This window comes from Metabacillus crassostreae (genome assembly GCF_016908395.1).
GTDB lineage: Bacteria > Bacillota > Bacilli > Bacillales > Bacillaceae > Metabacillus > Metabacillus crassostreae.
On the sequence record NZ_JAFBDU010000001.1, the window covers coordinates 520,119 to 533,242 of the forward strand.

Consider the following 13,124-nt stretch of genomic DNA (forward strand, 5'->3'; position numbering starts at 1 on the left):
GACTTTAGATTTGTTGATACTAATGTTTTAGATGGTGACTTAACACCAATTTTAGACCCTCCAACTATCCGAAGTGTGGGCTTTATGAATAAGAGACATTACAATATTAAAGAAGATAAGATGGATGCTTTATTAAAGGATAAAAATGGTGGAGAAGAATTTCAAACTGTTATCAAGTGTGGAAAATATGAGACTTATAGATATATATACTAATTCAGATTGTTATTGAACTAGCATGAATTTAATCACCTGAAACTTTGAAATATGACAATATCAATAAAACCCCATCTCATTGTGGAAAATATCTATTAACACAACCAGAAACTAGTAGTTAAAACGCCTTGAATCCTTAATAATACTGGGTTTTAGGCGTTTTTTATTGTATCAGTAACAAATGTAAGTGTTAAAACACGTCTAGAGGGTAAAACCTAAGGCTAAACATATCTCTCTTCCGCATTCTGGTCGGTTTGTGGAGTAACTCTAATATTGCGTATTAGTAAAAGATTGCGACACAAATTGTAGATGTGCTACATGCCAAAAGATGTATACAAAGGAAAAATGTAGTGATACAATTTACTTATTATAGAAATAGTAAAAAAGTAGGGGGATTGTATGAAAAGTTATATCACGAAGTCATTGTTTTTAACTGGTTTTATCTTGCTGTTTTCTTTTAACTCTGTTTCCGCATCTACAGATATTGAAGGATCGTATGCTAAAGATGCAATATTGGAATTAGTTGAAAAGGGTATTATTACAGGGGATGCAAATGGAGATTTTAATCTAACAGGTAAGATAACGAGACAAGACTTTGCTATTATCCTAGCAAAATCACTTGAATTAGACACTTCAAGTTCGTCAGTTACTGCTACGTTTTCAGATGTACCAGTTAACCACTATTCTTTTGCAAATGTAGAGGCTGCTGTTAAAGCTGGCTTGATAAGTGGAACTGCGGAAGGTAATTTTGGAATTAACGCAAATCTAACTCGTAAAGACATGGCAACTATTTTTGTACAAGCACTAGGAGCTGACGCGGTTGGTTATGGAGACAAGTTAACATCTGCTGATCAAGATAGAATTTTAGAGTGGAAAAGAGACTCAGAGGCTTATGCTGTTGACCTAGGATTAATGGTTGGTGAGTCGTCTAACAGTTTTAATCCTGAAAGAGAACAAGTTGCTTTAGTTGCCAATAAGTATTTAGTAAAAAAGAGTCAGTAGGTATTCTTCAAAGTATACTTAATTCAAGAAATTGAAAAAAGCCCTTCCGTAATTGGAGGGGCTTTTAAATGGGATAATTCATAATGTTTGATTAGTGTGGACTTAAACGATTTATTTATTCACATATAAAAGAAATCTCTTCTATCCACTTCATAAGCAAAACTTTTCAAAGCTCTACTAATTTTAGTCCATGTTTCAATCCTCGACTATACTCTGGATCACTACACATTGTTTGATACAGTTGTGCCTTCCTACATTAGCTTTCTTCGCAATTTCATTTTGAGTCAAACCCTTCTTATCAATCCATTTTCCAAACTTACTGCATTTTTAGCCTAATCTGAACATACTTCAACTCCTAGACAAGTAGTTTTGCAAGCGGTGTAGTAATAACACATATATATGCTCTCTTTTACTATTAAAAACTATTTCTGGTTAAGTGGAAACTATAGGGGATTTTTATTTATTCAAAAAATTAAACGCAAGTGTTGAAGATCTAATCATAATATTTCTAATTATACTATGTTAGATGCTTTTCCATTGGATATAATAACAGTTAGGAATAGAGGGAGGAAACTCACTCTCATTCTTAAAGTCTCAACTTCGTGTAAAATATCTATATCGTGAATAGAAAATGAGATGTACAGTCTAGGCAAGGGAAAGTATCATTAAAATAAGGTATTATTTGGGATTTATGGTGTTTCTTTATAAGATAAGACTTATTCATTTATCAGGTGCTTTTCCAAAATACATACGAAATCTGGTGATACTATGGTAGGCTCATTTTTTATTTATTTTGTATTGTTTTTTGTTATTGCAAGATTTCTTAGTTTTATAGGTAGTTTCGAAAAGATGCCAACAGTAAGAACTACACCAAAGAGGGATGCAATAGTAGCAGCTCTTATGGCTTTATTATTTGTAGCAATAATATAAACACTCTTCAAGTAATCACTTTTTCACTAACAAAAATTTAACATAATAGCTGAGTTCAAAAAGTGACGGAAATTTCAACTATAGAAATAGGTTTTTCATAGAATATAGAAAGTGAGGTTCATACATTCTTTAGTTTTTTCTTTTAAAACTCTTTTAAGGTATCAGACTGTGTTAAAAGAATTTTGCATTTTCATTGGACAGGAGGAAGAGTCTATGTTTTACGATTTACAAGGTGATACTGATATGACACCAATAGTTGGAATGTTATTTTCAGCTGTAAAAGAAAATAGTCTAAGGCTACAAGATATAACGAATGACATGTCACAAGATGAAGTAGATTACAAAGGACCAAATAATAAATTTAACAGTACAGCTCAGTTGATAAATCATATCATGTTTGTTGACCTTAATTGGATTTATAGAATAAATGGAAAACCACTTCCTGCTTCGCTAAATAAACAATTTGGTCCAATGATAGATGAAAATAATAGGTTACCGATGATCAAAGGAAAATCTATGGAAACACTTATGGATGACTATAAAGAAGTATTAAAAATGTTGAAAGATACATGTACAATATTAAATGATGACGATTTAGCTTTAGTCGTCACTTTTGGTCATGGTAATGAAAAGAAAGCAACTATTCGGTGGGGGCTATGGCATATGGCTGATCATAATCGCTATCATCAAGCTCATATCAATCAGCTAAGAAAATGGTATAAAGAATAAGCTTATTTTCACTTTGTTTGATCTTCAAAAAATAAAGCGCATATTTCAATTTAAGAATTAATTAGAAAATTTAGAAGAATATTAAAATAACCAGCAGAACTGTTGAAGAAGAAAGTCATATCGGTGTAAAAAACGAGTCAATGACAGATGAAATTGTACTAATAACATTTGATAAAGTCTATCCTTGAGTTATAGCTATACATAACGATTGCGGTGAATAGAAAGAGGAGGTACACAATGGAATACACTCTTATAATTGTTTGTTTTGTGTTAGTATTTTTAGTAATTTCTTTGTTCGGGAGATTGGATAAGTTAGACGGTCGTGTAAAGGTGTTGCAATATAACTTAGAACAAATATCTAAACATTTGGAACTACCTGAAAACCCGATAAATGATGAGTTACGTAAACTTATTAAGGAGGGTAAAGATATAAAAGCTGTTAAGAAAGCAAGAGAAACTTTAGGTCTCTCTTTGTTAGAAGGAAAAGAATATATTGATAAGTTAAAAATTGATGATAAATAACTCATAAAGCCGAGTCAATTAGAACAAGAAACCATCTTAAAATTAAAATTGTGAAATGATGTATTAAGGTAAAGCGTGCACTCCTTCAAACAGGGGGTGCATTTTTCTATGTCAACAAAAAGGAAATTAATGTTAAACTAAAGAAGCAACTTACTTTAATACGAAAAGAGATTGGGATATGTTCAAAAAAATAATGAGACATACTTGGAATACTCTTTCAGGGGTATTTGTATTGTTATTTTCAATTTGGCTGAGTGGTCCAGGAATAGGTGAAACAAACACACCAACTTACAGATGGTACTTTATGTTGTTATTCGTGTTGTGGGCAGTCGGGTTTCTATTACAGTTTAAAGAACGAACCAAGTTTATCGGAGTTTTTCTAACGCTTATTCCATTCGTACTTTATTTGGTGTTTTATGTAAGAGCAGTAATTCTCTAATGTGAACTTATACTTTCAAAAAGAACGTTCTAGGATAGCTCATATGCCCTTATACTATCTCAGGAACGCTTAGTCCAATATATTCAAGCTGCTTCACTTGAAGTGGAAGTGGATACCAATAATTCTATTAATAACTCAATAATTAAGTTAAGGTTTTAAATCTAGAATGATATTGCTTTTTCAATATCATTCTAGATTTTTGTGAAGATATTACAATGATTATTTCGTTTCGAATATTAATTTATTTTATCAGTATGTGCGATGGCTGAGATTTCAATCAGTTGCTCTGTAAATGCCAGATAAGTCACTCCGATGAGGCTGCCCGCTGGCCGATGTTGTTCAAGGTATTCCTTGAACAAGTCGACGACTGGCTCAGAGTGTTCTTTCGGATTTGTTAGATAGATTTCCACATAAGCTAGGTTGGACTTCGTAACTCCTAACTCTTTTAGTACATGATCAAGATTTTCAAGTGTTTGCCGGGTTTGAGATTCAATATCGTTCTCGCCAACGAACACTCCTTCTGTATTGTGTGAAAATTGACCTGAAACGTAAATAGTACCGTTGACATTGTATCCTTGGGTAATACCGTGATCCCAAAGATTGTGATTGTAGGTTTTTACATTACGCATTTTTTTCTCTCCTTTATTTTAAAGTAAGCTAAGTATAGAATGACTACAAAGAAAAAAATAGTACGCACTTTTTTCATAGTTACTACCAGAAAGGATAGTGTAAATATGAGTATGAATGACTATAAAGAAGAGGGTAATGTTCAAGAAACATCATTTGGTTATACCTTGTCAGTGATTGGTGGTAAATGGAAGATGCTTATAATTTACCTTTTAGCAGAAAACCAACCTGTTCGTTTTAATGAAATGAAAAGAAGAATTGGAGCTATTACCTTTAAAACATTAAGTTCTCAACTTAAAGAATTGGAAGCAGATGGGATCGTTCAACGGAAAGAGTATCCTCAAATTCCACCAAAAGTGGAGTACAGCCTTACAGAAAAAGCAGAAACTCTATTACCAGTTTTAGAACAGTTATGTGAATGGGGAGAAAATAACCGCAATAGTTTGTGAAATAGACTAATCAAACTACCGAGAGCGAGTGTTTAATAAAAACAGGAGCTTTTTCCCTACCGGAGCAGGTTAGTGCAATATAAGTTTAGATTTAATTGCTAATAATTGGTGATCAAGGTGGGGGTTTGCTTGAAATATTTAGCTATATTTATAATTATTTCTTTTACAGTATTATTTGCTTAAGATTACTTTTCAAGTATTACACAAGTAGTGGAAGTACCAAAATCAATTTTTGTTTTTCTAGTGGTTGGATTGTTTCTAATTAGTATTAATAGAAAAAGAAACTATGATAAAAACGCTATTTTAAAATGGCAAGTATTTATAACTTCATATATTCTACTTTTAAGGGGAGTATTTACAGTGTTAGGTGGAGAATCGGCTTCTGGTATATCATTTAGTAATAGAGTTATATGGTTTTTGTTACTTATTTCTCTCTTTGAAATTTTTTCTCAATGGAAGAAGCTAAAAAGTTCACAATCTATTTCCAGTTAAAAGGAACTGATACTTATTTTAAGTAAATGGTACTAGAATGAACGAACAGAAGAAGTTTTTCTGATCGCAGCGGTAAAGGTTCCAAACATAATAGAAATTCCTAACAAGTAAAAAAGGTTTGAAAAAGAGCCCATACATCTTATTGATATTATAAAAAAACGAACTGAATAAAATGTGGTCTAAGTTAGGGTTAAGTGCTTCAAAGAAGGTTGCTTTTTGAGATCACAACTAACTTTGTTGAAATATTTTGAGGAGGCGGGATTGTTAAAATGAGTTTACAAAATCAACTCATTATCGAATGGACTATTATTATACATTATGATGACGTTTCCTTTGCAGAGAGACTAGAACACTTAATAAAAGCACAGACAGAACAACTCAAAGAAGGAGAAGCACTCGAAATTCATCAAATCGTCTATGTTGGTGAAATCAAGGAAAAAGAAAAAACATATTTAATTATTTTAAATATCGTCCCAGAGAAATAAATTAAAGGGTTTGTGTTACTACGATAGTAATGTTCCTTCTTCCACGAAAGTAGCAGGTTAGCACAAGAAGTACTTTAATTCTTTCCGTATTTTAATATTGTTTTATATTGGGGGAAATGGAACTTTTGAGGAACACATTCAAATCAAGTATTTTATTTTTATTATTAGGAGCATTATTCTTAGCTGGTTGTAACGGGAATGAACATAACTTACAAGATGGGGATAAACATATAACCGAAGAAATGGATAACGTCATTTCTGATTACATTATTCAAAAATACTCAAGCTCATATTATGATACAGAAAAGCAATTTGAAGTCCACGAAGTATATGGCACGAATGAGTCAGATGGGGTCATAAGCGTCTATATGTGGTTTTATTATGCTGGTTTTAATAAATCTACTGGAATAGAAGAACAATCTGGGCATTCATTACCTGCCGTAATTCGATTAATTAAAAAAGAAGAAAATTATTCTGTTATTGAATACATCGAACCACAAGACGGTAGTTTCTATCAGTCCTCTCTTAAAAAAATGCTTCCTAGAAAATACTTAAAATTTGCTCAACAAGATAGTGGTAATATAGATGATGATTTACTAAGGTAGATGGATAAAAAAGTAAAACAATGGTTAGAGAAAGATGACTAATTATTAGTTAAATTTGATTCTCTGTTATTCAAGTAAATCTATAAAAAGGTGTTCAGTAAGAACAGTCGCTTTTTGACTAACGGAGCAGTTTACTTTAACAATAAGTGAAATATAAATAGCAAAATTGGTTAAAGGGAGGTTGCGATATGGAACTACGTTTGCCTAATACTATAAAAAGCTTTTTCTGGTTTCTTTTTCCTTTCATAATGGTGTTAATCAGTATTCAAAATATCTTTAATAATTGGGAACTAAACTACTATAGCTTCAATGAATTTGAGGATTTAGGAAGACTTTTGTTTGTTCTTGTAATAAGTGCTTGTGAAAGTGCTTTAATAATAGTGTTTTTATGGTGGATATTAAAATCCGTAAAGAAAGTCTCAAAAAATCTGAACAAATAAGCTAACAGGGCTAATCTTCAAGATGGAGTTTGGCTTTTTCTTGTTGAAGTAAAGGAGCAGAATAGTTTAAACAAGGGATCAAGTGATATTTATGGAAGAAGGATTTATGCGAATCGAAATGAAAATTTCAGATACAGAATATGAGGACAAAATAGATATGGCGTAACTTTGGTGAATACATTTCACTGGATGCGAAAAAAGCAGTAAACTCTGCAAAGTAAAATATTGCAAAAGTCAGGCAGATAATACTTACTTTGATGGTCGAGTAACCTTTTGGGTAGATGGCGATCTATTTTTTGAGGATAAAACAACCGATTTGTCAGGATTATGGCTTAATTTCATATCTTTCAAAGAGAATATGAATGACAAAGGTATGGTAGAGGTTTGCTTTCTTGACAGTGTACGAACTCTTTTTATTATAGGCACACCAGTTGGTTATCAACATAAATAACAATATGCACATTATACGTTTAATGACAGAGATGAATTGATTCATAGTGACCCTTTCACAATAGAAAGTAAGGTAATTGAAAGGGAGAAATTTGAGCAAGCTATTCGAAAAGGATTTAAAAAGTACCAAAATTTTGTAGTGGAAAATGAATTACCAATTTCAAGTTATCAATTAGAACAGATAATAAAGCAAAAAATATTAAGAATAGATGTTCCTTTCAAGTAATGGGGAAGGAGTTTAAATAGGAAGTTGCTACTGCAGCTTTTTCTTATGTAAAAGTAAGATTATGAAGAATTGTACTTAAACTAAAGGAATGCGTTGACCTTAAAAGGGATTGACGCTATTTTTGTGGGACTTATTCAACTATAGGACAGGATACTTCTATAAAGAAATTGAATTACTTAACTGCAATTATTCTTTAAAAAGGAAGATATTTATGAATTCACTTAAACTGAAAGAATGTTATGGAGTTGCTTCTTTAGCTTATTTTATTATGGCAGCTTCGGTGCTCTGCTACGGTTCATATTTGCCTGAATTTATGAGTACCACTTACATGGTATTCTGTTTATCAGTGCTATCTCTCGTTTACGCAGGTATGGGTGAAGGAATATGTAAAACAATCACTTTCATCGGGTTTATTTCAATAGGACCTCTTTGGCTCTTAGCTTTAACTGGTCTTTTTGATTTTCTCTTTTCTTAAATGATATTCTATCCTGTTTTACTTCTAATAGAAGTAAGGCTTTTTCTAGTCTGAAAATCATAATTGCTAGTGAGAACAGAAGCTTCTCAGACTTAAATTTTTTAGTTTACGTTCAAATATATTTTTAAATAGCATTTAGATTAAGGATGAATTGAAATTTCCCTATATACCAACAAAGTGTTAGTTTCTTAAAGACTTTGAAATGCTTTTTTAACGATAGAAGCACTATAGTAGAAAAGGGAGCGTCATTAGACGTTCCTTTTTAAGTTTATTATACATTTACCCTTTTGTTTAATAAGCAATAATCAATTCTTTAATATTTTCAGAAATTCATTCTCATTTTGTCACCCTTCCATATGTCATATAAATCTTTCTTTCTAATTAAAAAAACTGTAACTTTTTTGATTCTCATTCGATTAATAATTGAACACTTAATTAAGGGGGGGTATTGTTGTCAAACATAAACAACGTAGACGCATGGATTGCGGAAATATATGAACTTTACTACACAGATGTATATAAGTTTTTAATTTGTTTTACTGGTAATAAAGATGATGCAGAAGATCTTACACAAGAAGTTTTTATCAAAGTAATAAAATCTTACTCAAATTTTAATAAAGAAAGCAAGTTAAAAACATGGATACTTTCCATTGCTAAACATACTGCAATAGACCAAATGAGAAGAAAAAAGTTCTACTCCATTTTTAAAGAAATCTTTTTTAGTCAATTACCATCAAGTAAAAAATCACCTGATGAACAAATTCAAGGTAACGAAGATAGGAAAGAATTGTACAATGCTATTTCTCTATTAAAACCAAATTATAAGGCCGTAATAATATTAAGAGGTATTAATGAGTTTTCAATAAAAGAAACAGCTGAAATCCTTGGATGCACAGAATCAAAAGTAAAGGTAGATTATTACAGATCATTACGTCTATTAAAAAATAAATTACATATTGATTCTGAGGAGGTATTTAATAATGCTAAATGAAAAAGAAATTTTTGATAGTATCAAAAATTCACAAGATCTAAAACCTCGTAAAGAATTCGTACATCAGACAAAGTTAAATCTAATTATAGAAGCAAAAAAATATAATAAAAGGCAAAAAAAGTTAAAGTTGTCTTATTATTTTTCAGGTGTTGTAGCTGCGGTCTTGTTAGTTACTTGGATAACTTTTTTAGGTGGGACTCAATATATTGCTGAATCAGTTAGTAAAGTAAAGGCTTCATTTACATTTAAAATATCAACACCTGATAATAATAAAGATAAGACACCGATTTCAAATGGAAATGCAGAAGTATTTATATATCATACTCATAATACTGAGTCGTTTACGCCATTACTGAATATTGATGATCCAATAAAGTCTGCTCATAATGAAAAAAATGTAACTTTGGTGGGCGAAAAATTAGCTAATTCTTTGAAAAAAAGAGAAGTGAATGCCCTTCATGATAAAACTGATATTCAACAAATACTGAAAGACAAAGGATTAAGTTATTCATATTCATATGAAGTAGCAAAAGACATTATAATTAAAGCTCTTGATGAAAACTCGAAGATGAAACTTCTGATAGATATTCATAGAGAAGGAAGAACGAAGGAGTATACTACAACTAAAATTAATGGGAAAGATGTCGCTAAAATTGAATTTGTAGTTTCCAAACATAGTAGTAAATTCAAAGAAAATCTAGAAATATCTGAAAAAATTCAACTTGAATTAGAAACTGAATATCCAGGGATTACGAGTGGTGTTAAGGTTAATGGAAAAGAATCAATAGAACAAGATTATAATCAAGACTTATTTGCAAACTCACTTCTTGTTAACATAGGTGGAGCTGAAAATTCTTTAGAAGAGATATACAGAAGTGTTGAAATTTTTTCTAAAGTAATTGAAGAAGTATTAGATGAGATAGACTAAATTACTTTTGAAGCCATAAAATAGGTAAAATTCGTCTGAGTTTTTGTGAATAGCGATGGATTAATCTTCCACAAATGAGTGCAAGAGTTGGAGACCACTTTTGGATTGACAACTCTTTTTCTAGCATAAGATTTTTAAGGTAATATTCTAGTGTCACACCTTGTGTTTTTTGTGGCAGGATAGTTGAACAAACAAGAGAGAGGAAAATCTATCTCTCTATTATGTGTATTTGAAGCAAATTGCGTCATAAAAAATAGCTAAGTAGCACGTAAAAAAGACCTTAAGAAGGCCTATAAGGATTGTTGAGGAAATCTTGGATTTCTTCTGAGGAAATTCCCAATTCTAATGCAATTAATATTAAATCAACCCATTCTTTGTCCAGGTTATTTGCGCTTACTATAGAACTTAACATCTTTACCTCCTAAAATAATAACTATTTTAGGTAGTCCAGCCATCATAGTTAAACACCTTAGATCTGTAACTTTGCGTCCCGTTCTTTCGAAAAGTTTGCCTTTATCTGTTTAAAATTGTAAATAGTATAGTTAAATATTACCGTACATAATGGAAGAAATAAACAAAAAATAAGTGACATAAATCTACAATATTAAACAATTTAAGTGGCTTTTCGCATAATCGTTGAACTAAATAGCCTTGTTAAACTAATGGTGAAGGCTAGTTGAAGAAGGATTTCCTGCTTGGAGGTCGAATATAGATTAAAATATCAATTATAATTAGAACTTTTTAGGGAGAGTTTTATGAGTTATAAAATTGTGTTTTTCGATGTAGATGGGACTATTACCCATCACGAAGATTGCAGCATTCCTTCTTCTACTATTAAGGCTATAAAAACTTTGAAAACCAAAGGGATAAAAGTGGTAGCTGCAACAGGAAGACCGCTATCAATGTGTAAAGAATTACAAGAATTAGGTATAGAAACGTTTATAACAGCAAATGGTGGGTACGTGAAGCATATTCAGGAAGTTATTCATAAAGTACCAATAGATAAAAATATCCTACAAGAAGTAGTTGAATTTGCCAAGATAGAGAATAGTGGTTTGTCATTTTATACAGAAGAATTTTGTATGAATGGTGTATAAGAAAAGGAAATCTTAACGGCTTTGAAGGAAACTTTGTCTTTAAGTGAGTATCCTGAAACTAATCGATTTATTCATAATGAAGAAGTATTTTTAATGTGTTTGTTTGCAAACGATGAAACAGTTGAGAAGTACATACAAAAGTTCCCCCAACTATCATTTAAAAGGTGGCATCCTTATGTGTTAAATGTTTTGAAGGAGGATGTATCAAAGTCTCTAGCCATAGTGAAAACATTAGAATTTTTCGGTATCGATAAGTCTGAAGCTATTGCTTTTGGTGACGGTGAAAATGATGTTGATATGTTGGAATTAGTAGGGCTTGGTATAGCAATGGGGAATGGAAATGAAAAATTGAAAAATGTTGCGGATTTTGTTACAAAGCCATCTAATAAAGATGGGATTGACTATGCATTAAAAAAGTATGGAATTATATAGACTTATTAAAACTTGGTTCGGGCAGCGATGGTTCTATTAAAGAATGTCGCTGTTTTTCTTCTTGAGCTAAAGGGCAGTTTAATTAAACAAGAAAAGTCTAAATTCTTCTTATTAATTAATTCTTTTTTGTAATAACACTTTTAAAAAAGTATGGTAACTTATGTTAACGTTAATATAGATTGCAAACATTGGACTTCAGCTATTGTAAGCAGATTTGTGGAAGAATTTAAGATATATGATTGACATTAGGAAATGAATACAGAGTAAAGCAATTTATACATTGCACTGAGTTAGGATTGATGAAATAGTTGATGTGATGCTTCTATGTTTTTAGAAAAGTTCATGAAAGTATGGGTATATTTATGGATATAAAAACATTATGGAATTTAAGGGTTCAGGAATTTTATAGAAAAATGTTCAGGTACTATTCAATAATTGGTGCGAATGTTGTTTATTTTTTTCTGGTCATAGGTAGTATCTTTATTTATTATTTTAATTTATTTCTTCAGTGGATACCTTCTCAGATATCCGTTGAAGTAATTTTATCCCTATTTATAACTTTCTTTTTAACGAGAACGAAAGTTCGCACATTTGTTAAAAGGGCAGATATATTATTTTTGTTGGCAATAGAAGTGAAATTAAAGTCGTATTTTATTAAATCACTTGTATATAGCTTTGTTATTGATGTTATTAAATTGCTTAGTTTAATTACCGTTTTATTATCCCTATTTTTACACACAACTAATATAAATCTTCCCATCTTTATTTTTATAGTGGGGATTGTTTTTTATAATATTTTAATGAAGTGGACTGAACAATGGTTAGAGAACCAGGTACAATTTGTTTTACATAGGTTAAATAGGGTTATCTCAATATATTTAATGTGTTATTTTCTGTTTAAAAATGACTGGATTTTTGAGCTTGTTTTAATGAGTGTAAATTTCGCCTATTTAATTTATTTTATAGGAAAAAAAAGAAACTTGAATTGGGAGTGGCTAATAGGTGAAGAAGAAAGTGCCTTATTAAGAAACTTTAAATTTATTAATATTTTCATGGATGTCCCCAATCTTAAACGTTCTTTTCGGAATAGACGTTTGCTCACTATGATTGTGAAAAGGTGTATCCCATATAGCCAGAGTAGTACGTTCGTATATTTATACTCACACTTGTTTGTAAGATATAATGATTACTTTTACCTTTATCTAAGACTAACTGTAATTGGCATATTTGTTAATTATACTTTGCCAACAAGTGGATGGATTTTTACTCTCCTAATTTTATTTGCGACTGGATTTCAAGTCATTCCTTTACAACATGAAATTAAAGAAAGTGTATTACTTTATCCTATTTCTAAAGCCAAGATGAATGATTCTTTCTTAAAGTTTGTCTTGGTTATATTATATGCACAATTTTTCACTCTATATTTCGCTCAGTTGATTCATACTTCTACTGTTAAAATATACTATCTTGTAATTGGAAGTTTATTTGTTTATCTATTTGTATATTTCTTTGTATCAAAGAGAGTCAATGTCTCAGGAAGTGCCTTTAAAGAATAACGTGATATTCAACTAACGGAATGCTAGAGGAGAGTA

Annotated in this window: 15 protein-coding genes, 1 pseudogene and 1 riboswitch; of the genes and pseudogenes, 14 read left to right on the forward strand and 2 right to left on the reverse strand. The window is 30.9% G+C overall.

Annotated features, from left to right (window positions below; genetic code table 11):
- Positions 1-84: 84 nt before the first annotated feature.
- From JOC75_RS24140 to JOC75_RS02870, 5 genes are all read left to right on the forward strand, one after another.
- Positions 85-213: a hypothetical protein gene (locus JOC75_RS24140; protein WP_275580236.1), complete on the forward strand. Its 129-nt coding sequence runs from the start codon at positions 85-87 to the stop codon at positions 211-213.
- A 399-nt stretch (positions 214-612) separates the two neighbouring features.
- Complete coding sequence (locus JOC75_RS02855; protein WP_204952599.1) at positions 613-1,215, forward strand: S-layer homology domain-containing protein; 603 nt, start codon at positions 613-615, stop codon at positions 1,213-1,215.
- A gap of 1,143 nt (positions 1,216-2,358) precedes the next feature.
- Complete coding sequence (locus JOC75_RS02860) at positions 2,359-2,874, forward strand: DinB family protein (protein ID WP_204952600.1); 516 nt, start codon at positions 2,359-2,361, stop codon at positions 2,872-2,874.
- 237 nt (positions 2,875-3,111) lie between these two features.
- Positions 3,112-3,396, forward strand: coding sequence for a hypothetical protein (locus JOC75_RS02865; RefSeq protein ID WP_204952601.1), 285 nt, complete (start codon positions 3,112-3,114; stop codon positions 3,394-3,396).
- A gap of 178 nt (positions 3,397-3,574) precedes the next feature.
- Positions 3,575-3,835 carry a hypothetical protein gene (locus tag JOC75_RS02870; RefSeq protein WP_204952602.1) on the forward strand — a complete coding sequence of 87 codons (261 nt, stop codon included), beginning with the start codon at positions 3,575-3,577 and terminating at the stop codon, positions 3,833-3,835.
- Between the two features lie 236 nt (positions 3,836-4,071).
- Here JOC75_RS02870 and JOC75_RS02875 read toward each other — a convergent pair whose 3' ends face one another.
- Positions 4,072-4,464, reverse strand: a complete 393-nt coding sequence (locus JOC75_RS02875; RefSeq protein ID WP_204952603.1) for a RidA family protein — start codon at positions 4,462-4,464, stop codon at positions 4,072-4,074.
- A 105-nt stretch (positions 4,465-4,569) separates the two neighbouring features.
- Between JOC75_RS02875 and JOC75_RS02880 the strand changes: the two genes are divergently transcribed.
- From JOC75_RS02880 to spoIIP, 7 genes are all read left to right on the forward strand, one after another.
- Entirely contained in the window at positions 4,570-4,911 is a 342-nt protein-coding gene (locus tag JOC75_RS02880) for a winged helix-turn-helix transcriptional regulator (RefSeq protein WP_204952604.1), read from the forward strand.
- Positions 4,912-5,672: 761 nt separating this feature from the next.
- On the forward strand, positions 5,673-5,888 hold the full coding sequence (locus JOC75_RS02885) for a hypothetical protein (protein WP_204952605.1): 216 nt from the start codon (positions 5,673-5,675) through the stop codon (positions 5,886-5,888).
- Between the two features lie 125 nt (positions 5,889-6,013).
- A complete protein-coding gene (locus JOC75_RS02890) occupies positions 6,014-6,493 on the forward strand; it encodes a hypothetical protein (protein ID WP_204952606.1) in 480 nt (159 codons plus the stop codon).
- 188 nt (positions 6,494-6,681) lie between these two features.
- On the forward strand, positions 6,682-6,933 hold the full coding sequence (locus tag JOC75_RS02895) for a hypothetical protein (RefSeq protein WP_204952607.1): 252 nt from the start codon (positions 6,682-6,684) through the stop codon (positions 6,931-6,933).
- A gap of 887 nt (positions 6,934-7,820) precedes the next feature.
- Entirely contained in the window at positions 7,821-8,084 is a 264-nt protein-coding gene (locus tag JOC75_RS02900; RefSeq protein ID WP_204952608.1) for a hypothetical protein, read from the forward strand.
- 451 nt (positions 8,085-8,535) lie between these two features.
- Complete coding sequence (locus JOC75_RS02905; protein WP_204952609.1) at positions 8,536-9,075, forward strand: RNA polymerase sigma factor; 540 nt, start codon at positions 8,536-8,538, stop codon at positions 9,073-9,075.
- Entirely contained in the window at positions 9,065-10,003 is a 939-nt protein-coding gene (spoIIP, locus tag JOC75_RS02910) for a stage II sporulation protein P (protein WP_204952610.1), read from the forward strand. Before JOC75_RS02905 ends, spoIIP begins: the two co-directional genes overlap by 11 nt.
- A gap of 280 nt (positions 10,004-10,283) precedes the next feature.
- Here the strand turns inward: spoIIP and JOC75_RS24145 are convergent, their stop codons facing one another.
- On the reverse strand, positions 10,284-10,415 hold the full coding sequence (locus JOC75_RS24145; RefSeq protein WP_204952611.1) for an anti-repressor SinI family protein: 132 nt from the start codon (positions 10,413-10,415) through the stop codon (positions 10,284-10,286).
- 26 nt (positions 10,416-10,441) lie between these two features.
- Positions 10,442-10,525, reverse strand: a riboswitch (cyclic di-GMP riboswitch).
- A 233-nt stretch (positions 10,526-10,758) separates the two neighbouring features.
- Between JOC75_RS24145 and JOC75_RS02920 the strand changes: the two are divergent.
- Positions 10,759-11,532 (forward strand): annotated as a pseudogene (locus JOC75_RS02920) (Cof-type HAD-IIB family hydrolase).
- 362 nt (positions 11,533-11,894) lie between these two features.
- Positions 11,895-13,088, forward strand: coding sequence for an ABC transporter permease (locus JOC75_RS02925; RefSeq protein WP_204952612.1), 1,194 nt, complete (start codon positions 11,895-11,897; stop codon positions 13,086-13,088).
- Positions 13,089-13,124 lie beyond the last annotated feature (36 nt).